Below are 22,841 nucleotides of genomic sequence, written 5' to 3' on the forward strand. Positions count from 1 at the left end.
ACCACCTACTGGGACTGCTTCAGAAGCAATGAACGGACCAATGGACGGGGCCCCGTGTGCCGGAGCATGGTGCTGGCGGGGCGGGGGCGCACCAGTTGCGGCCACCAGAACCAACGCCCGAGCAGCGCGGCGACGGAGGGCGTCATGAACGCGCGCACCACCAACGTGTCGAACAACAGTCCCAAACCGATCGTGGTCCCCAGCTGAGCGATGCTGCGCAGGTCGCTGACCACCATCGAGGCCATGGTGAACGCGAACACCAGGCCGGCATTCGTGACAACCTTCCCGGTGCCGCCCATGGCGCGAATGATGCCCGTGTGGATCCCGGCGGCCAATTCCTCCTTCATGCGGGAGACCAGCAGCAGGTTGTAGTCGGAGCCCACCGCCAACAACACGATCACCGAGGTGGACAACACAGTCCAGTGCAGCTGCATGCCGAGGAGGTCCTGCCAGACCAGCACGGACAGCCCGAAGGATGCGCCGAGGGACAGCAACACCGTGCCGACGATCACCATGGCGGCAATGAAGCTTCGCGTCATGATCAGCATGATGATGAAGATCAGGCAGAGCGCGGAGACGCCGGCGATCAGGAGGTCGAACTTGGATCCGTCCACCAGGTCCTTGGTGATCGCCGCCGTACCCGTCAGGTAGATCTTGGCGTTTTCGAGGGGCGTCCCCTTGAGCGATTCCTCGGCCGCCGTCTTGATCTGTTCCACCCGTGAGAGGCCCTCGGGCGTCGCCGGGTCACCCCGCTGGGTGATCAGCAGACGGAAGTCCTTTCCGTCCGGCGACATGAACACCTTCTCGACCCGCTTGAAGGCGTCGGAGCCGTTGATGATCCCGGGCGGCAGGTAGAAGGAGTCGTCGTTTCTGGACGCATCGAAAGCCTGCCCCATGACACTCGGATCCTTGGCGCTCGAATCCATCTGGCCCATCACGCCGGACATGGTGCTGTGCATGGTCAGCATCATGCTGCGCATGCCCTTCATGGTTTCGATCATCGGCGGGATCTGCATCACCAGTTGCGGCATGATGGCATCCAACTGATCGAGATCCTTCACCAGGTCGCCCAGCTTGTCGCTGATCAAGTCCACGCCGTCGAGCGTGTCGAAAATGGACCTCAGGGAGAAGCAGATCGGAATGTCGTAGCAGTGCTTTTCCCAATAGAAGTAGCTGCGCAATGGACGCCAAAAGTCCTCGAAATCCGAAATATGGTCGCGCAATTCCGACGTGATGTCCTGCATCTCATGCGTCGTCCCGACCATGTGGTGAGTCGTGGCCACGAGCTGCTTCATCAGGTCCAGCATGTGCTGCATGATGCCGATCATTTTGCCCAGCTCTTCGGCCTGGACGAGCATGTCGTTCATGCGGTCCTTTTGGAAGGCCATGTTCTGGAGCTGGCTCGCCTGACTCATGCTGATGATCCAGGGGATCGTGGTGTGCTGCAGCGGGACACCCTCGGGCCTCGTCACGGTTTGCACCGTCGCAATTCCCGGAACGCCCAATACGCCCTTAGCGAGTTTGTTGATCACCAACATATCCGTCGGATTGCGCAAATCATGGTCGGTCTCGACCAGCAGAATCTCGGGCATCTGCATACGCTGGCCAGGAAAATGGCGTGCCGCCGCCGCATATCCGACGTTCGCAGGAATGCTGTCCGGAATGAATTTCTGGTCGTCATAGCTGGGCCGGTAATTCGGCAGTGCCAGCAGCCCGATCAGCGCGACAGCCAACGAGGCAACGAGAATGGGCGCCGGCCAGCGGACGATCGCCGTGCCGATGCGGCGCCACCTGCGCGCGGAGACCGCCCGCCGCGGTTCGAACATTCCGAACCGGGCGCCGGCGGCGAGCAGCGCCGGCCCGAGTGTCAGTGCAATAAGGACCGCAACCGCTATGCCGACCGCACACGGGATACCGAGGGGCTGGAAAAACGGCAGGCGGGTAAAGCTGAGGCAAAGCACCGCGCCCGCGATGGTCAAGCCAGAGGCCAACACAACCTTCGCGACCCCACTGAAGGTGGTGTAAAAGGCGTCTTCACGACTTTCACCGGCCTGCCGAGCCTCTTGATATCGGCCGACGAAGAAGATGCCGTAGTCGGTCCCCGTCGCGATGACCGCCGCGACCAGCAAGTTGACAGCAAACGTCGTAAGGCCGACCAGCCCGAGGTGGCCGAGTAGCGCGACCATTCCGCGCGCAATCTGCAATTCCAGGCCGACGATGAGCAGCAGAAGGATGACGGTGACAACCGACCGATAAACGAGCAGCAGCGTCAGGAAGATCACGCAAAGGCTGGCCAAAGTAACTAGCGCGACCGTCTTCGCGCCGGCGATGTTCATGTCCGCGACGATGGCCGCGGGGCCGGTCACGTAGACCTTCAGCCCGGGCGGCGGAGAAGCCTGTTGCACGATCTTTCTAATTGCGGCCACAGATTCGTCGCCCGCGGCCGCGCCCGCATTGCCGTTCAGGTTCACCTGAACGTATGCGGCCTTGCCGTCCTGGCTCTGCGCGGCACCGCGGGTCAGCGGATCACCCCAGAAATCCTGGACGTGCTGCACATGCGCGTGGTCGGCCTCCAAGAGGTGAACCAAACGCGTGTAATACGTGTGCGCGTCCTCGCCCAGTTGCTGCTGACCCTCCAGCAGGACCATGGCCAGGGCGCCGGTGTTGGTTTCCTTGAAATCCTGGCCCAGGCGCTCCATCGCCTTGAACGACGGCGCCCCCAGGGGGCTGAGCGACACCGCGTGCTCGGCCGAAACCTTTTCCAGCGAGGGGACGGCGACGCTGATGAGGACGGCGATGCCGAGCCAACCCAAGATGATGGGCACCGACAAGCGGTGGATGATCCGCGCTATGCGTGGTCGCGCGGCCGGTTGGGTCTCCAATTGCTGGGTACTCATGTGGCCGTCAACACGCAGTAGGTGAATGCGTTCAATTGGTGCGAGATCCTCTCGGATTTGACGACGCCGTCCACCACGATGCGGCAGCCAAGAGTGTCGCTATTGCCCTGCGCCACTACGTTTCCCACGATTGACGGCAACGTCGTCGAGATGTCGAACGACCATGGCAGCACGATGCCGGTGATGTGGTTCGGCTCGCCATTGGCGTCAAAGTAGCTGATGTCGGCCATCGTCCCCGCTGGGCCGAAGACCTCGTATTTCACGTGCTTGGGGTTGAACGGTTTGGTGTCCTGTTGCCGTGATTCGGCGTACGACGGGCGGTGCTCGGAACCGAAAACGCCGTGCAACCGCGAAACGGTCATGCCCCCGGCAATGACCACCGCCACGATCACCAACGGGATCCACAGCCGCTTCAGAAGGCCGAAAACTGCGGCACTCTTTTTGGGTCGATTCGTTTGACGGCCAGTTTGCAGTGTGGGTTCAGGCGAAGATCGGCGACCAAAGCCCAAGAAACCGCGTCGCCGGCCAGACGGTTGGCTAATTTCTCGTCCTTCCGCGATGGTGTTGTCGGGCCGGGCCCGCACGTCGGATTCGACCACTGCACCCCCTTCAGCCGTCTTCATGTCCGCGCGGGCTCCGCCACCCGAACATGCAACTACAGACCGGTAGCAACACGCCAGACTGCGGCGCCTTGATGCGGTGTACGTCGCCGACCAGTCGTGTCTCCGTTACCTCATGCGAGCCCCGCCCCCCGGGGAACGCGACCAGGTCTTGATGAGTAAACCACGCCCGTCGCTTCCGTATCAGTGCTTTGGCAACGCGATACGGGATCGTGACCGATTCCACCTGCGTAAACGGCGTTTTGCTGACCCCTCCGCCCCGGGCAGCGGTCGCCAACGCCGCGCAACCACCTAAGCACAGCAGTGGTCACGTGTCACCGGCCGGGAGGGTTCAACACGCCTCGCCGGGAGGCGGCAGGTTCGCCTCCGGGTGATTTTCGCGGCCGTCACGCGTTCGGCTAGGATGTGTGTCGACAAGCACAAAAACTTCATCGGCCTGAAGGACGTGCCTGCCCCAATAGCGATATTTCGCACCCACCGCCATTGATGCAGGTCACTGAGCGAATTCAGGGGCATCGGGGCCCCTCCGCACACCAATCATTCGGTGGCGCCAAGACCTTCTCGGCCACACCAGGAACTTTCCCCAAACCGCCGACGGGCAGTGTTGCCCTCCACTATGGTTTGGACCTGTTCCACTCATGTCCACTATCTATCTGGAGAATTGTGAGCATCAATCCATTCGACGACGACAACGGCAGCTTTTTCGTCCTGGTGAACGACGAGGAGCAACACAGCTTGTGGCCGGCCTTCGCCGATGTTCCAGCGGGTTGGCGAGTGGTACACGGGGAAGCCGACCGAGCTGCGTGTTTGGAGTACATCGAGCAACATTGGCCCGACATCAGGCCGAAGAGCCTGCGGGACAAGCTCGCAACGGGTCGGGGTTTTGACCAGTAACCAGCCGGGGTACGGGGCGGGTGGGTGGAGACTTGGGGGAGTCGATGGCGAGGGATGATCGAACGCTGCCACTGACACGGGGTCAGCTCGACATCTGGCTATCCCAAGAAGCCGGCTTCGCCGGTACCCAGTGGCAGCTCGGCCTCCTGGTCAAAATCGACGGCCCGGTCCATCGCGATAAGTTTCAGCAGGCACTCACCCAGACGGTCGGCGAGGCCGAATCGGGCCGGGTCTCGTTCTTCGAGGTCGACGGCCAGGTGGTCCAGAAGCCGATCGACTACCCCCATGTCGAGCTCGAGTTCCATGACCTGAGGGGCGCGGCGGATCCGGTGCAGGAAGCCCGCGAGATGTCGTCCGCCATTCAGCGCACGCCGATGCCGTTGAACGGCCAGATGTTCAAATTCGTGCTCTTTCAAACGGGGCACGAGGAATTCTATTTGTTTGGTTGCTGCCACCACATTGCGATCGACGGTTTGGGCATGGCCTTGGTCTGCCGCCGGGTCGCAACCATTTATTCCGCGATGGTGGCGGGAAAGCCAATTCCCGACGCCTATTTCGGTTCGGCGCAGGACCTGGTCGACCTCGAGTCCGAGTACGAGGCTTCCGAGGATTACCTCGAAGACAAGGCCTATTGGAGCGAGCACCTTCCGCCGGAGAGCGGACCGGTCGACCGGCTGCCCGATGCGGGCACCGAGCAAGACCATTACTCGCCGTCCGCGTCGGTCCAGTTGGACCCCTCGGTCGTCAACCGGATCAAGGAGCTGTCCAAGAAGCTGGCCATCCGCCGGTTTTCGGTCACCACCGCCGCGTGCGCGCTGTTGGTGCGCGGATGGTCGGGCAGCGGCTCCGAGGTGGCGCTGGACTTCCCGGTCAGCAGGCGGGTGACTCCGGAGTCGAAGACGCTCCCGGCAATGCTGGCCGGTGTCGTGCCGCTGGTCCTGTCGACGGAACCGCAGACGACGGTTGCCGACTTCTGCAAGCACGTCGACAAGCGGATCCGCGAACTGCTGAAGCATCAACGTTTTCCCGCGCACACCCTCGAGGGCGACGGCCTGCGGCAGGCGCCGAACCGGGTGGGCATCAATTTCCTACCGATGAGACTGACCCTGGACCTGGCCGGCTCGCCGGCGACGGCGTCGTACACCAACCACGGGCCGGTCGGGCACTTCGGGTTGTTCTTCCTCGGCGCCGGTGACCAGCTCTTCCTCAGCACCGCGGGTCCGGGGCAACCGTTCGCCGGCTTCGGCGTCGCCGACCTGGCGGGACGGCTGCAGCAGATCCTGGCGGCCATGACCGCCGACCCCGAGCGGCCGCTGTCGTCGATCGAGCTGCTGACGCCCGACGAGCCCGCGCTCATCGACCGGTGGAGCAACCGGCCGGCATTGGCCGAGCCCGCGCCGGCCCCGGTGTCGATTCCGGCCGCGTTCGCCGAGCACGTGCGCCGCACGCCCGAGGCGCCGGCCGTGACATTCGGCGACCAGACGCTGACCTACGCCGAGCTCGACGAGGCGTCGAACCGCTTGGGGCACCTGCTCGCCAGCCACCACGTGGGCCCGGGTGACTGCGTGGCGGTGCTGTTCCCCCGCTGCGCCGACGCCATCGTTTCGATGCTCGCGGTGCTCAAGACCGGGGCGGCCTACGTGCCGATCGACCCCGCGCACGCGTCGTCGCGGATGGACTTCGTGCTCTCCGATGCCGCGCCCAGCGCGGTGATCACCACGGCGGAACTGCGCCCGCGGCTGGAAGGCCACGACGTTTTCGTCGTCGACGTGCACGACCCCGCCGTCGACAACCAGCCCAGCACCGCGCTGCCGAACCCGGCCCCCGAGAACGTCGCCTACATCATCTATACGTCCGGAACGACCGGGACCCCCAAAGGCGTCGCCATCCCTCATCTGAACGTCACGTGGCTGACCGAGTCGCTCGACGCCGCCCTGCCGCCCGGAAATGTCTGGACGCAAAGCCATTCCGCGTCCTTCGACTTCTCGGTGTGGGAGATCTACGGCGCGCTGCTGCGCGGCAGGCGGCTGCTGGTGGTGCCCGAATCGGTGGCGTCCTCCCCGCAGGACTTCCACGACCTGCTGGTCGCGGAGAAAGTCAGCGTCCTGACCCAGACACCATCGGCGGTGGCGATGCTGCCGGCCGAGGGCCTCGAATCCACGGCGCTGGTGGTGGCCGGCGAGGCCTGCCCGACCGACGTCGTCGACCGGTGGGCGGCGCCCGGGCGGGTGATGATCGATGCCTACGGCCCGACCGAGACCACGGTCTGCGCGTCGATCAGCACACCCCTGGAGCCCGGCTCACCAGTGGTGCCGATCGGCTCCCCGATACCCGGGGCGGCGATGTTCGTCCTCGACAAGTGGCTGCAGCCGGTGCCCGCCGGTGTTGTCGGTGAGTTGTACCTGGCGGGTCGCGGCGTCGGGCACGGCTACGTACGCCGGCCCGGCCTGACGGCGTCGCGGTTCGTGGCCAACCCGTTCGGCGGTCCCGGGGCACGCATGTACCGGACCGGGGACCTGGTGTGCTGGGGTCCCGACGGGCAGCTGCAGTACCTGGGCCGCGCCGACGAGCAGGTCAAGATTCGCGGCTACCGCATCGAACTCGGCGAAATCCAGGCGGTCTTGGCCGGGCTCGACGGCGTGGACCAGGCGGCGGTGATCGCCCGCGAGGACCGCCCCGGCGACAAGCGCCTCGTCGGCTACGTCACCGGCACCGCCGACCCCGCGGCGCTGCGCGCCCAACTGGCCGAAAAGCTCCCGCCGTACATGGTGCCGACCGCGGTGATGGTGCTCGACGCCCTGCCGCTGACCGGCAACGGCAAGCTTGACAAGCGCGCCCTGCCCTCGCCGGAATACACCGCGAGCGAATACCGGGCCCCGGCCGACGCGATCGAGGAGATCCTGGCCGACATCTACGCCCAGGTGCTGGGCGTCGAGCGCGTCGGCGTGGACGACTCGTTCTTCGACCTGGGCGGCGACAGCATCCTGTCGATGCAGGTGGTGTCCCGCGCGCGGGCGGCCGGCGTTATCTGCCGCCCCCGGGACGTCTTCGTCGAGCAGACCGTGGCCCGGCTGGCGCGGGTGTCCGAGGTGGCGGTCGACGGCGACCTCGGTGCGGCCGACGAGGGGATCGGCCCCGTGGTGGCCACCCCCATCATGCGGTGGCTGCAGACCATCGACGGCCCGATCGACGAGTTCAACCAGGCCATGGTGCTGGCGGCGCCCGCGGGTGTGAGCACCGACGACGTGGCGGTGGTGCTGCAGGCCCTGCTCGATCGCCATCCGATGTTGCGGCTGCGCGTGCAGGACGACGGCGCCGGCGGCTGGTCGCTCGAGGCGCCCGAGGCCGGGTCCGTGCAGGCCGGCGACTGCCTGCGCACGGTCGACACGCTCTCCGACGCGGACCTGGTCGACGCCCGTTCCCGGCTCAACGTGGCCGACGGGGTCATGGTGAGCGCGGTATGGGCAAGTGCGACAAACCAATTGGCGTTGATCATTCATCACCTGGCGGTCGACGGTGTGTCGTGGCGGACCCTGATCGAGGACCTCAACATCGCCTGGGTCCAGCATCACAACGCCCAACCGGTGGCGTTGCAGGCGCCCGGGACCTCGTTCGCCCGGTGGTCGTCGCTGCTGGCCGAGCACGCGAAGGACCCGGCCGTCCTCGAACAGGCCGGCGCGTGGCAGGAGGTGGTCGCCACCCCGCCGGCGCTGCCGGCCGCCGGGCCGGAGGACACCTACGCGAACGCCGGACAGTTCTCGGCGTCGCTGGACGTCGAGACGACCCGGCAGTTGCTGGGGGAGGTGCCGGCGGCGTTTCACGCCGGCGTGCAGGACATCCTGTTGATCGCGTTCGGGTTGGCGTTCACGGAGTTCCTGGGGTCCGTGGGGACCGCGACGCCGATCGGCATCGACATCGAAGGGCACGGGCGCAACGAAGAGATCGCTTCCCGCGTGGATCTGTCCCGCACGGTGGGCTGGTTCACCACCAAATACCCTGCGGCGCTGTCGATTACCGGCGGGCTGAGCTGGTCGAAGGTGGCCGCCGGGGACGCCGCGCTGGGTGCGGTGATCAAGGACGCCAAGGAGCAGCTGCGCGCCCTGCCCGACGGCCTGACCTATGGGCTGTTGCGCTACCTGAACACCGAGGTCGGCCTGCAGGGGCCGGACCCCGTGATCGGGTTCAACTACCTGGGCCGGCTGGCCGCGGGGGCTGACCTCTCCGAGGACTTGTGGCGCGTCAGCGAGGACAGCCTGTCGTCGGCCGCGGTCGCGACGGCGGTGGCGATGCCCTTGGCGCACACCGTGGAACTCAACGCCGGCACCATGGACACCGAGGACGGCCCGCTGCTGCACGCCAACTGGCGGTGGGCGACCTCGGCGCTGACCGACGAACAAGTAAACCGGTTGAGCCAGTTGTGGTTTGAGGCCCTGGCCGGCATCTGCGCGCACGTGCGCGCCGGCGGCGGCGGCCTGACCCCGTCCGACATCGCGCCGGCCCGCCTGGACCAGCAGCAGATCGACGAGCTGTGCCGGCAGCACCAGATCGCCGACGTGCTGCCACTGAGCCCCGTGCAGCAGGGTTTGTTGTTCCACACCAGCTTCGCCGCCGAGCTCGAAGACCTCTACGCGGTGCAGCTGGGCATCACCGTGAGCGGCAGCCTCGATCAGCACCGGCTGCGCGAGGCCGTGCAGACCGCCGTCAACCGCCACCCCAACCTGGTGGCGCGCTTCTTCGACGAATTCGGCGAGCCGGTGCAGATCATCCCCGCCGAGCCGGTAATGGCTTGGCGCTACGTCGAATTGGACGGCGGCGCGGACCAGGACCACCAGCTCGAGCAGTTGGCCGCCGACGAACGCACCGCCGTGTGCGATTTGGCGGGCCAACCCACCTTCCGGGCCGCATTGATCCGCATCGCCGACGACCGGCATCGGCTGCTGTTCACCATCCACCACATCGTGATCGACGGCTGGTCGCTGCCGGTCCTGCTGCGGGAGGTCTTCGCCGGCTACTACGGGCAGCGGCTGCCCGCGCCGCCGTCGTACCGCAGCTACCTGATGTGGCTGGCCGCCCAGGACCACGCCGCCGCCCAAGCGGCCTGGCGCGAGGCGCTCGACGGGTTCGAGGCCCCCACCCTGGTGGCCCCGCCCGGCAAGATCGGGCGCCGCGCCGTTGCCACCTATGCGGTTTCGGCCGACACGACGCGCGCGCTCGGCGAGCTGGCCCGCTCCAGCCGCACCACCATCAGCACCGTGCTGCAGGGCGCGTGGGCGCAGCTGCTGACGTGGCTGACCGGCCAGCACGACGTCGCCTTCGGCACCGCCGTCTCAGGCCGGCCCACCGAGCTGGCCGGCGCCGACGCCATGGTCGGGCTGCTGATCAACACCGTGCCCGTCCGGGCCAACATCGCCGCCGCGACCACCGTCGTCGACCTGCTCGAGCAGCTGCAACGCGCCCACGCCGAGACCCTTGAGCATGAACACTTGGCGCTCAACGAGATTCACCGCGTCACCGGGCACGACCAGCTGTTCGACACCCTGTTCCTCTACGAGAACTACCCGATCGACGCCGGCGCGATGATGGGCGCCCAAGAGCTGGCCGTCACCGAATTCAGCAGCCGCGAATTCAACCACTACCCGCTGTCGGTCGTGGCCACGCCGGGCCACGAACTGAGCCTGCGCGTCGAGTACGACACCGAGGTCTTCGACGCGTCCGCCATCGAAATGCTGATCGAACGGCTGCGCCACGTGATGGCGGCCATGACCGCCGATCCCGCGCAACGGCTTTCAGCGATCGATCTGCTCGACCCCGCCGAACACGGACGGCTGGACCAGTGGGGCAACCGGGCCGTCCTGGCCCAGCGGCCCACCGGGCGGGAGTCGATTCCGGCGTTGTTCGCCGGCCAGGTCGCCCGCGCCGCCGACGCCGTCGCGATCACCTGCGGCGACCGGTCGTTCACCTACCGCGAGGTCGAAGAGTCGGCAAACCGGTTGGCGCACTTGCTCGTTGGGCAGGGCGCCGGCCCTGGCCAGCGGGTGGCGGTGGTGATCCCGCGGTCGGCCGAAGCGGTGATCGCGATCTTCGCCGTCCTCAAGACCGGGGCCGCCTACGTGCCGATCGACCCGAGCGTGCCCGCGGCGCGCCTCGAATTCGTGCTCGGTGACGCCGCGCCGATCGCGGCGGTGACCACCGCCGAGGTGCGGCCGCAGTTGGGCGGGTTCGCCGGGCAGATCATCGACATCGACGACCCCGCCGTGGCCGACCAGCCCACGACCGGCCTGCCCGTACCGGCGCCGGACAACATCGCCTACATCATCTACACCTCGGGCACGACGGGAACGCCCAAGGGCGTGGCGATCCCGCACCGCAACGTCACGTTGCTGCTGGAGACACTGGATGCTCAGCTGGGGTTGGGCCAGGTGTGGACGCAATGTCACTCGCTGGCGTTTGACTTCTCGGTGTGGGAGGTCTTCGGGTCGCTGCTGTACGGCGGGCGCCTCGTGATGGTGCCCGACGCGGTGGTGCGCTCCGCGGAAGACCTGCACGCCTTGCTGGTTCGCGAGCAGGTCAGCGTGCTCAGCCAGACCCCGTCGGCGTTCTACGCGTTGCAGAGTGCCGACGCGTTGGCCCCGGAGCTGGGTGAGCAGCTGAAGTTGCAGACGGTGGTGTTCGGCGGGGAGGCGTTGGAGCCGCACCGGCTGTCGACGTGGCTGCATCACCACCCCGGCCTGCCGCGGATGATCAACATGTACGGCATCACCGAGACCACGGTGCACGCCTCGTTCCGCGAGATCCTTCGCGGCGACGTCGACAACAACGTCAGCCCCATCGGGGTGCCGCTGGGCAACCTCGCCTTCTTCGTGCTCGACGGGTGGCTGCGCCCCGTGCCCGTCGGGGTGGTCGGCGAGTTGTACGTCGCCGGTGGGGGATTGGCCACCGGCTACGTGGGCCGCCCGGGGCTGTCGGCCACCCGATTCGTGGCCTGCCCGTACGTCGGCGCGGAAGGGCCCGGCGCGCGGATGTATCGCACCGGTGACCTCGTCCGGTGGAGCGCCGACGGGCAACTGCAGTACATCGGCCGCGCCGACGAGCAGGTCAAGATCCGCGGCTACCGCATCGAACTCGGCGAAATCCAGGCCGCCCTCGCCTCGCTCGACGGCGTCGAGCACGCCGCCGTGATCGCCCGCGAGGACCGTCCCGGCGACAAGCGTCTGGTCGGCTACGTGACCGGCACCGCCGACCCGGCGGAGGCCCGGGCCCAACTCAGCGAACGGCTGCCCGGCTACATGGTCCCGTCCGCGGTGGTGGTGCTCGACGTGCTGCCGTTGACCGTCAACGGCAAGCTCGACACCCGCGCCCTGCCCGCCCCGGAATACTCCGACGTCGACCGCTACCGGGCGCCGGCGAGCGCCATCGAGGAGATCCTGGCCGGCATCTACGCCCAGGTGCTGGGCGTGGAGCGTGTCGGCGTGGACGACTCGTTCTTCGACCTGGGCGGCGACAGCATCCTGTCCATGCAGGTGGTGGCCCGCGCCCGCGCCGCTGGCGTGGTGTGCCGCCCCCGGGACGTCTTCACCGAGCAGACGGTCGCGCGCCTGGCGCGCGTCGCCACGATCGCCGGCCCCGAGGACGACGTGGTCGACGAGGGCATCGGGCCGGTGGTGGCCACCCCGATCATGCGCTGGCTGCAGAACATGGACGGCCCCGTCGAACAGTTCAACCAGACGATGGTGCTGGCGGTCCCCGCCGACGTAACCGCCGACGACGTGCCGGTGGTGCTGCAGGCGTTGCTGGACCGGCACGCGATGCTGCGGGTGCGCGTCGAGGACGACGGCGTGGGCGGCTGGTCGTTCGAGGTGCCCGAGCCCGGCTCGGTGCAGGCCGGCGACGTTCTCGAGACCGTCGACGAGTTGTCCGAGGAGGCCCTGGTCGAGGCCCGGTCGCGGCTGAACCTGGCCGATGGCCTCCTGGTGAGCGCCGTATGGGCAAGCGCGACAAGCCAATTGGCGTTGATCATCCACCACCTGGCCGTCGACGGTGTGTCGTGGCGGACCCTGATCGAGGACCTCAACATCGCCTGGGCGCAGCACCACAGCGGCCAGCCGGTGGCCCTGCCGGCCGGCGGGACCTCGTTCGCCCGGTGGTCGTCGCTGCTGGACGAGCACGCGCGCCGCCCCGAGGTGGTCGAGCGGGCCGAGGAGTGGCGGCAGGTGGCCGCGATCCCGGCGGTGTTGCCGGCCGCGCAGCCCGAGGACACCTACGCGACGGCCGGGCAGCTGTCGGCGTCGCTGGACGTCGAGACGACCCGCCTGTTGCTGGGGGAGGTGCCCGCGGCGTTTCACGCTGGGGTGCAAGACATTTTGTTGATCGCGTTCGGGTTGGCGTGGACGCAGTTCATGGGCACCGGCGCGCCGATCGCCATCGACGTGGAGGGCCACGGGCGCAGCGAGGAGCTCGGCCCGCAGGTGGACCTGTCGCGCACGGTCGGGTGGTTCACCGCCAAGTACCCGGTGTCGCTGCGCGTCGGCGGCCTGTCGTGGGGCCAGGTGATCGGCGGAGACGCGGCGCTGGGCCCGGTGATCAAGGACGCCAAGGAACAGCTGCGCGGCCTGCCCGACGGCCTCAGCTATGGGTTGTTGCGTTACCTGAATCCCGATGTGGACCTTGGTGATTCGGATCCCGCCATCAGCTTCAACTACCTGGGCCGGCTCGGTGGCGGGGCCGCCGACCTGTCGCCCGACCTGTGGCAGCTCAGCGAGGACAGCTTCGCGTTGGCCGGTGCGGCCGGGGCGGTGGCCTTGCCGCTGCCGCACACGGTGGAGCTCAACGCCGGCACCATGGACACCGCGGACGGCCCCCACCTGCAGGCCAACTGGACGTGGGCGCGCTCGGCGCTGGACGAAAAGCAGATCGGCAAGCTCAGCGAGTTGTGGTTCGACGCGCTGGCCGGCATCTGCGCGCACGTCCGCGACGGCGGCGGCGGGTTGACCCCGTCCGACATCGCGCCCGCCCGGCTGACCCAGCGGGACATCGACGAACTGCAGCAGCAGCACCGCGTCGCCGACGTGCTGCCGCTGACCCCGCTGCAGCAGGGACTGCTGTTCCACACCGGCACGGCGCAGGGCGCCCAAGGCTCCGAGGACCTCTACGCCGTGCAGCTCGACATCTCGGTCAGCGGCGCCATCGACCCGGAGCGGCTGCGCGACGCCGTGCAGACCGTCGTCACCCGCCACCCCAACGTGGTGGCCCACTTCAGCGAGGACTTCGGCGAGCCGGTGCAGGTCTTGTCCGCCGATCCGGAACTGGCCTGGCAGTACGTCGAGCTGGACGCCGGCGGCGACCAAGACCACCGGATCGAGGAGCTGTCAGCCGCCGAACGCGTCGCCGTCTGCGACCTGGCGGGCAAGCCGCCGTTCCGGGGCACGCTGATCCGCACCGGGGACGGCACCTACCGGTTCGTGCTCACCAACCACCACATCGTGCTCGACGGCTGGTCCAAGCCCGTCCTGCTGCAGGAGATCTTCGCCAGCTACTTCGGGGTGCGGCTGCCCGCGCCGGTGCCCTACCGCAGCTTCATCACCTGGCTGTCCGAGCAGGACCGCGCCGCCGCCCAGGCGGCGTGGCGCGAGGTGCTCGCCGGATTCGACACCCCCACGCTGGTGGGCCCGTCGGGCCGGATGGGGCTGGGTCCGCGCGGCGTCGCCGAATTCCACGTGTCCGCGGAGACCAGCCGCCTGCTCGGCGAATTGGCCCGCTCGTGCCGCACCACCGTCAGCACCGTGCTGCAGGCGGCCTGGGCGCAGCTGCTGATGTGGCTGACCGGCCAGCACGATGTGGTCTTCGGCACAGCGGTTTCGGGCCGGCCCACCGATTTGGCCGGTTCGGAGTCCATGGTGGGCCTGCTGATCAACACCGTGCCGGTGCGGGCGACGATCGGCGCCGAAACCACCATCGCCGACCTACTTGACCAGCTACAACAGGCCTACACCAGGACCCTGGACCACCAGCACCTGGCGCTGAACGAAATTCATCGTGTAACGGGACACGATCAAATTTTCGACACAATGTTCGTGTACGAGAACTATCCCATCGATACCGCCGCGCTATCGGCCGTGGACGAGTTAACTATTAGGGGATTCACGAATCGGGAATACAACCATTACCCGCTTTCGGTTCAAGCCGTGCCGGGCCACGAAATTGGCCTCCGCGTCGAGTTCGATACCGACGTGTTCGGCGAGGCGAGGATCGAGAAGCTGGTCGAGCGTTTCAAGCGGGTGCTGGAAGCCATGACCGTGGACTTGGAGGAGCAGTCATGACCGTCGGTGCGGGACGGCGATTGTTGTCGATTGATCTACTGGATGGCGGCGAGCACGACCGACTCGACGAGTGGGGCAACCGGGCGATATTGACCAAGCCGGTCAAGGCGCCCACGTCCATTCCCGAAATGTTCGCGGCCCAGGTGGCGCGCGCCCCCCAGGCGACGGCGCTGAGTTTCGAGGGTCGCTCGATGACGTACCTGGAGCTCGACGAGGCCGCCAACCGGCTGGCGCACCTACTGGCCGAGCAGGGCGCCGCCCCGGGCGAGTGCGTGGCGCTGCTGTTCTCCCGCTCGGCCGAAGCCATCATCTCGATCCTCGCGGTCTTGAAGACCGGGGCGGCCTACCTGCCGATCGACCCCGCCCTGCCCGCCGCCCGCATGGAGTTCATGCTCGGCGACGCCACCCCGATCGCCGCGGTCACCACCGCCAGCCTGCGCACCCGGCTGGACGGCTTCGACCTGCCCGTCATCGACGTCGACGAGGCCGCCGCCGACGGCCAGCCCAGCAGCGCGCTGCCCGGACCGGCGCCCGACGACATCGCCTACATGATCTACACCTCGGGGACCACCGGCGTCCCCAAGGGTGTCGCGGTCACGCACCGCAACGTGACCGAATTCCTGAAGACCCTGCACGCCAAGCTGCCGTCCGGCGCGGGCCAGGTGTGGTCGCAGTGGCACTCCCTGGTGTTCGACGTCTCCGTGTGGGAGATCTGGGGCGCGCTGCTGCACGGCGGGCGCCTGGTCGTGGTCCCCGAATCGGTCGCGGGCTCGCCCGACGACCTGCACGACCTACTTGTCGCCGAGAAGGTCAACGTGCTGAGCCAGACCCCGTCCGCGGTCGGGATGCTCTCGCCCGAGGGCCTCGAGTCCACGGCGCTGGTGGTGGCCGGCGAGGCCTGCCCCGCCGAGGTCGTCGACCGGTGGGCGCCCGGACGCGTGATGATCAACGCCTACGGCCCGACCGAGGCCACCGTCTACGCCGCGATGAGCGCGCCGCTGACGGGCGACTCGGGCGCACCGCCGATCGGCTCGCCGGTGCCCGGCGCGGCGCTGTTCGTCTTGGACAAGTGGTTGCGGCCCGCGCCCGAGGGCGTGGTCGGTGAGCTGTACGTGGCCGGCCGCGGCGTGGCCACCGGGTACGCGCGACGGTCCGGCCTGACGGCGTCGCGGTTCGTGGCCTGCCCCTTCGGCGGCCCGGGCGCGCGGATGTACCGCACCGGGGACCTGGTGCGCTGGGGCACCGACGGTCAGCTGCAGTACCTGGGCCGCGCCGACGAGCAGGTCAAGATCCGCGGCTACCGCATCGAACTCGGCGAAATCCAGGCGGCCCTCGCCGGGCTCGACGGCGTGGACCAGGCCGCGGTCATCGCCCGCGAGGACCGCCCCGGCGACAAGCGCCTCGTCGGCTACATCACCGGCACCGCCGACCCGGCGGAGCTGCGCACCCAGCTCGGCAAGCGGTTGCCCGCCTACATGGTCCCCGCCGCCGTGGTGGTGCTCGACGCGCTGCCGCTGACGGTCAACGGCAAGCTCGACAAGCGCGCCCTGCCCGCGCCGGAGTACCACAAGCGCGCCGGTGAGTACCGCGCCCCGTCCAACCACACCGAGGAGATCCTGGCCGGCATCTACGCCCAGGTGCTGGGTGTGGAGCGCGTCGGCGTCGACGACTCGTTCTTCGACCTGGGCGGCGACAGCATCCTGTCCATGCAGGTCGTGGCCCGCGCCCGCGCCGCCGGCGTGGTGTGCCGCCCCCGCGACGTGTTCGTCGAGCAGACCGTGGCCCGGCTGGCCCGCGTGGCCACCGACCGCGACGACGAGGAGGACGTGGTCGACGAGGGGATCGGCCCGGTGGTGGCCACCCCGATCATGCGCTGGCTGCAGACCGTTGACGGCCCGATCGACGACTTCAACCAGACCATGGTGCTGGCGGCCCCCGCGGGCGTCACCGCCGACGAGGTCGTCGTCGTGCTGCAGGCCCTGCTGGACCGCCACCCGATGCTGCGGCTGCGCGTCGAAGACGACGGCGAGGGCGGCTGGAAGTTGCACGCGCCCGACCCGGGCACGGTGCAGGCCGGCGACTGCCTGCAGACCGTCGACACCCTGACCGACGCCACGCTCGTCGAGGCGCGGTCGCGGCTGAACCCGGGTGCCGGCGCGATGGTGAGTGCCGTATGGGCAAGCGAGACAAGCCAATTGGCGTTGATCATCCACCACGTGGCCGTCGACGGTGTGTCGTGGCGGACCCTGATCGAGGACCTCAACATCGCCTGGGCGCAGCACCACAGCGGTCAGCCGGTGGCCCTGCCGGTCGGCGGGACCTCGTTCGCCCGGTGGTCGTCGCTGCTGGCCGAGCACGCGCAGAGCCCGGCGGTCGTCGAGCAGGCCGACGCCTGGCGCGAGGTGGTGTCCACCCCGGCCCTGCTGCCGGCGGTGCGACCCGAGGAGGACACCTACCAGACGGCCGAGCAGCTGTCGGTGTCGCTGGACGTCGAGACCACCCGGCTGCTGCTGGGTGAGGTGCCCGCGGCGTTCCACGCCGGGGTGCAAGACATTTTGCTGATCGCGTTCGGGATGGCCTGGACGGAATTCCTGGGTTCCAAGGCCGCTGGCGCGCCGATCGGCATCGACGTCGAGGGTCACGGGCGCCAGGAAGAGCTGGGACCCCACGTCGACCTGTCGCGCACCGTGGGGTGGTTCACCACCAAGTACCCGGTGGCCCTGACCATCGACGGGCTGGACTGGGCCAGCGTGGTGGGCGGTGACGACGCGCTGGGCGCCGCCGTCAAGGCCACCAAGGAGCAGCTGCGCGCCCTGCCCGACGGGCTGACCTACGGCCTGCTGCGCTACCTGAACCCCGACGTCGATCTGGGTGGGTCCGACCCGGTGATCGGCTTCAACTACCTGGGTCGGCTCGGCGCGGCCGCCGACCTGCCCGGCGAGTTGTGGCGGTTGAGCCCCGACAGCCTGTCGCTGAGCGGCGCGGCCGCCGCGGTGGCGATGCCGCTCATGCACACCGTCGACCTCAACGCCGGCACCATGGACACCGAAGAGGGTCCGCACCTGCACGCCAACTGGACGTGGGCGGCCTCGGCGATGGACCGCGAGCAGATCAGCCGGCTCAGCCGGCTGTGGTTCGAGGCCCTGGCCGGCATCTGCGCCCACGTGCAAGCCGGCGGCGGCGGGCTGACCCCGTCCGACATCGCGCCGGCGCGCCTGAACCAGCGGCAGATCGACGAGCTGAGCAAGCAGCACCAGGTCGCCGACATCCTGCCGCTGACCCCGCTGCAGCAGGGCCTGCTCTTCCACGCCAGCTTCGCCCAAGACCCGGGCGACGACGTCTACGCGGTGCAGCTGGGCATCACCGTGACCGGCGCCCTGGACTCGCACCGGCTGCACGAGGCGGTGCACACCGTGGTGAACCGCCACCCCAACCTGGCGGCCCGGTTCTGCCCGCAATTCGGCGAACCCGTCCAGGTGATCCCGGCCGACCCGGTCATGGCGTGGCGCTACATCCAGCTCGGCCCCGAAGACCCCGACCCCGAACAGCGGGTCGAGGAGCTGTGTGCCGCCGAGCGCGCCGCGGTGAGCGACCTGGCCAACCGGCCGGCGTTCCGGGCCGCGCTGATCCGCACCGCGGATAACCGGTACCGGTTCGTGCTCACCAACCACCACATCGTGATGGACGGCTGGTCGCTGCCCATCCTGCTGCGCGAGATCCTGGCCAACTACTACGGCGACCAGCTGCCCGCGCCCGCGACCTACCGCAGCTACCTGACCTGGCTGGCCGGCCAGGACCGCGCCGCCGCGCAGGCGGCGTGGCGCGAGGTGCTCGACGGGTTCGAGGCCCCCACCCTGGTGGGCCCGGCGGGCCGGATGCGGCTCGGCCGGCGGGCCGTGGAGTCCTACCGGCTCTCCGCGGAAACCACGCGCGCCCTGGGCGAGCTGGCCCGCTCGTGCCACACGACCGTCAACACCGTGCTGCAGGCCGGGTGGGCGCAGCTGCTGATGCGGCTCACCGGCCACCACGACGTGGCGTTCGGCACCGCCGTCTCCGGTCGGCCCGCCGACCTGGCCGGCGCCGAATCGATGGTGGGCCTGCTGATCAACACCGTCCCGGTGCGCGCCAACATCGACGCGGAGACCACCGTCGCCGACGTGCTGGACCAGCTGCAGCAGCACCACAACGACACCCTCGAACACGAGCATCTGGCGCTGAGCGAGATCCACCGCGTGACCGGCCACGACGCTCTGTTCGACACCCTGTTCCTGTACGAGAACTACCCGATCGACACCAGCGTCCCGTTGGGCTTCCACGAGTTGGCCATCACCGATGTCACCAACCGCGAGTACAACCACTACCCGCTGTCGGTGATGGCGCTGCCGGGCCGCGAACTGGGCCTGCGCGTCGAATACGACACCGACGTGTTCGACGCCGCCGGCATCGAGAAGATGACCGAGCGGTTCCAGCGCGTGCTCTCCGAGATGACCGTCGACCCTACCCGACGGCTGATGGCGCTCGACGTCGTCGACGAGGCCGAGCACGAGCTGCTCGACTCCTGGGGCAACCGGTCGGTGCTGAGCCAGCCGGCGACCGGCACGTCGATCCCGGGGTTGTTCGCCGCGCAGGTGGCCCGCACCCCCGACGCGGCGGCGCTCAGTTTCGACGGACGCTCGATGACCTATCGGGAACTCGACGAGGCCGCAAACCGGTTGGCGCACTTGCTGATCGAGGAGGGCGCGGGCCCGGGCGAGCGGGTCGCGCTGCTGTTCTCCCGCTCGGCCGACGCGATCGTCTCGATCCTCGCCGTCCTCAAGACGGGCGCGGCGTATCTGCCGATCGACCCGGCGCTGCCGACCGCCCGGATCGAGTTCCTGCTCGGCGACGCCGAGCCGGTCGCCGTGGTCACCACGACGGGCCTGCGGTCGCGGCTGGAGGGCTGCCGCCCGACGGTCATCGACGTCGACGACCCGGCGCTGGACGCCCAGCCCAGCGACCCGCTGCCGATCCCGTCGTCGGACAACATCGCCTACCTCATCTACACGTCGGGCACCACCGGCGTCCCCAAGGGCGTGGCCGTCACCCACGACAACGTGACCCAGCTGGTGGAGTCCCTGCACGCCGACCTGCCGGAGGCGGGGGTGTGGGCGCAGTGGCACTCCCTGGTCTTCGACGTGTCGGTGCACGAGATCTGGGGCGCGCTGCTGCACGGTGGCCGCCTGGTCGTGGTGCCCGAATCGGTCGCGGCCTCCCCGGATGAGCTGCACGCGCTGCTGGTCTCCGAAGGCGTCACCGTGCTGAGCCAGACCCCGTCGGCGGTGGGCATGCTCTCGCCGGAGGGACTGGACTCGACGGCGCTGGTGGTGGCCGGCGAGGCCTGCCCGGTCGAGGTCGTCGACCGGTGGGCGCCGGGGCGCGTGATGATCAACGCGTACGGCCCGACCGAGGCCACCGTCTACGCGGCGATGAGCGCGCCGCTGCAGGCCGGGGCAGCGTCGGCGCCGATCGGTTCACCGGTGCCGCGGGCCGCGTTGTTCGTGCTCGACCGGTGGCTGCGCCCGGCGCCCGAGGGTGTCGTGGGCGAGCTGTACATCGCCGGCCACGGTGTGGCGACGGGATATTCGCGACGGTCCGGTCTGACGGCGTCGCGGTTCGTCGCCTGCCCGTTCGGCGGCCCGGGCGCGCGGATGTACCGCACCGGCGACCTGGTCCGGTGGAGCCACGACGGTCAGCTCGAGTACCTCGGCCGCGCCGACGAGCAGGTCAAGATCCGCGGCTACCGCATCGAACTCGGCGAAGTGCAGGCGGCGCTGGCCGGGCTGGACGGGGTCGAGCAGGCGGCGGTGATCGCCCGCGAGGACCGTCCCGGCGACAAGCGGCTGGTCGGTTACATCACCGGCACCGCCGACCCGGTCGGCATCCGCATCCAGCTGGCCGACCGGCTGCCGGCCTACATGGTGCCGGCCGCGGTGGTGGTGCTCGACGCGCTGCCGCTGACGGTCAACGGCAAGCTCGACAAGCGCGCCCTGCCCGCGCCGGAGTACCAGAAGCGCGGCGGCGAATACGTCGCCCCGTCCAACCCGACCGAGGAGACCATCGCCGGCATCTTCGCCCGGGTCCTCGGGATGGAGCGGGTCTCGGTCGACGACTCCTTCTTCGAGCTCGGCGGCGACTCGCTGTCGGCGATGCGGGTGATCGCCGAGATCAACACCGCCCTGGACGGCGCCCTGTCGGTGCGCACCCTGTTCGACTCGCAGTCCATCCGGGCTCTGAGTCAGCGGATCGCCAGCGGCGCCGACACCGAGAACGCCGCGGGGCCCGGCTTCGCGGCGGTGCACGGCGCCGACGCCACCGAGGTGTACGCCCGCGACCTCACGCTGGACAAGTTCATCGACGCGACGACGCTGGCGACCGTGCCGTCGCTGCGCGCTCCCAGCTCCGAGGTCCGGACGGTCCTGCTGACCGGCGCGACCGGATTCCTGGGTCGCTACCTGGTGCTGGAATGGCTCGAGCAGCTGGAACAGGTCGAGGGCAAGCTGATCTGCCTGGTGCGGGCCCGCTCCGACGAGGACGCCTGGCGCCGGCTGGAGAAGACCTTCGACAGCGGCGACCCCGAGCTGCTGCGGCACTTCCGGGAACTGGCCGAAGACCACCTGCAGGTGGTCGCCGGCGACAAGGGCCAGGCCAACCTGGGCCTGGACGACCAGACCTGGCGGCAGCTGGCCGACACCGTCGACCTCATCGTGGACTCCGCGGCCGTCGTCAACGGGGTGCTGCCCTACAACGAGCTGTTCACACCCAACGTCGGCGGCACCGCCGAGCTGATCCGCTTGGCGCTCACCACGAAGATGAAGCCGTACGCCTACGTGTCGACGTCGGACGTGGGGCGCCAGATCGAGCCGTCGGCGTTCACCGAGGACGCCGACATCCGGGTCATCAGCGCCACCCGCGTCGTCGACGGCAGCTACGCCAACGGCTACGGCAACAGCAAGTGGGCGGGCGAGGTCCTGCTGCGCGAGGCCCACGACCTGTGCGGCCTGCCGGTCTCGGTGTTCCGCTCCGACATGATCCTGGCCGACACCAGCTACGCGGGCCAGCTCAACGTGGCGGACATCTTCACCCGGATGATCCTGAGCGTCGTGGCCACCGGCTGCGCGCCCAAGTCGTTCTATCAGCTCGACGCCGAGGGCAACCGGCAGAGCGCGCACTTCGACGGCCTGCCCGTCGAGTTCGTCGCCGAGGCGATCGCCAAGCTGGGCGCCCAGGTGATGGAGGGGTTCGAGACCTATCACGTGATGAACCCGCACGACGACGGCATCGGGCTCGACGAATACGTCGACTGGCTGATCGAGGCCGGCTACCCGATCGAGCGCGTCGGCGACTTCGGGGAGTGGCTGCAGCGCTTCGAGACCGGCCTGCGCGGCCTGCCGGAACGGCAGCGCCAGAACTCGGTCCTGCAGATGCTCCTGTTGCTGCTGCGCGATCCGAAGAACCTGCAGCCCGCCGAGCCGGCCCGCGGCGCGTTCGCGCCGACCGACCGGTTCCGCGCCGCCGTGCAGGAAGCGAAAGTCGGTCCGGACAACGACATCCCGCACGTCAGCGCGCCGGTGATCGTCAAGTACGTCACCGACCTGCAACTGCTCGGCCTGCTCTAACCGATCGCGGAACTTCAGCGCGGCGTGGCCCCTACGGACCGCGCCGCGCTGCTGCATGGGCAATTCCCGTTTGTGATTGAGTGACGCCCGACCAGCGCCCGCCGCCAATCACGCGGCAATAACGGTCACCTCCGCGAAAGGCGTCGGCGAAACCGTCAAACCCCCTGATCCAATCAATACTGTATGTAGCTACACTATCCACGATCAGTACCTCAGGTATCTGAAGTACGGGATTAGCAGGTGCAGTCTACGGTTTTGGGTAATTCACAGGACATTAAGTTTGGATAACCCTGGACTACCGGGGTTCGCGTCTACTAGCCTTCCCAACTGTTGCACTCGTGTTGAAGACGAGATTTCCGGAGTCGGTGAGCGTCGGCCGTTCGATAGCGACACCCGCCAGCCTGGTCGTCTCGGTCAACGACGAACTGCGACGCCGGGGCTACATCGAACGGAAGCGGA

Annotated in this window: 5 protein-coding genes; 3 read left to right on the forward strand and 2 right to left on the reverse strand. The window is 68.6% G+C overall.

The annotated features are described in order from the left end of the window. Window positions 1–5: 5 nt before the first annotated feature. Window positions 6–2,897 carry an MMPL/RND family transporter gene (locus QGN30_RS12675; RefSeq protein ID WP_038536618.1) on the reverse strand — a complete coding sequence of 964 codons (2,892 nt, stop codon included), beginning with the start codon at window positions 2,895–2,897 and terminating at the stop codon, window positions 6–8. Then, on the reverse strand, window positions 2,894–3,313 hold the full coding sequence (locus QGN30_RS12680; protein ID WP_038538681.1) for an MmpS family protein: 420 nt from the start codon (window positions 3,311–3,313) through the stop codon (window positions 2,894–2,896). The genes QGN30_RS12675 and QGN30_RS12680 overlap by 4 nt, the downstream gene beginning before the upstream one ends. A gap of 867 nt (window positions 3,314–4,180) precedes the next feature. Here QGN30_RS12680 and QGN30_RS12685 point away from each other — a divergent pair. From QGN30_RS12685 to QGN30_RS12695, 3 genes are read left to right on the forward strand one after another with little or no spacing between them, the layout of a single operon-like run. Further along, complete coding sequence (locus tag QGN30_RS12685; protein ID WP_003877688.1) at window positions 4,181–4,411, forward strand: MbtH family protein; 231 nt, start codon at window positions 4,181–4,183, stop codon at window positions 4,409–4,411. 44 nt (window positions 4,412–4,455) lie between these two features. Next, window positions 4,456–14,727 (forward strand): non-ribosomal peptide synthetase, encoded by a 10,272-nt coding sequence (locus tag QGN30_RS12690; RefSeq protein ID WP_095563044.1) that lies wholly within the window; start codon window positions 4,456–4,458, stop codon window positions 14,725–14,727. Between the two features lie 23 nt (window positions 14,728–14,750). Next, window positions 14,751–22,382, forward strand: coding sequence for an amino acid adenylation domain-containing protein (locus tag QGN30_RS12695; RefSeq protein ID WP_442791868.1), 7,632 nt, complete (start codon window positions 14,751–14,753; stop codon window positions 22,380–22,382). Window positions 22,383–22,841 lie beyond the last annotated feature (459 nt).

Source organism: Mycobacterium sp. 3-98, from assembly GCF_035918355.1.
Lineage (GTDB): Bacteria > Actinomycetota > Actinomycetes > Mycobacteriales > Mycobacteriaceae > Mycobacterium > Mycobacterium intracellulare.

What these genes read in the sequence shown, in the direction of transcription:
- QGN30_RS12675 (WP_038536618.1), bottom strand. Translation starts at nt 2,897, where the DNA reads ATGAGTACCCAGCAATTGGAGACCCAACCGGCCGCGCGACCACGCATA.
- QGN30_RS12690 (WP_095563044.1), top strand. Translation starts at nt 4,456, where the DNA reads ATGGCGAGGGATGATCGAACGCTGCCACTGACACGGGGTCAGCTCGAC.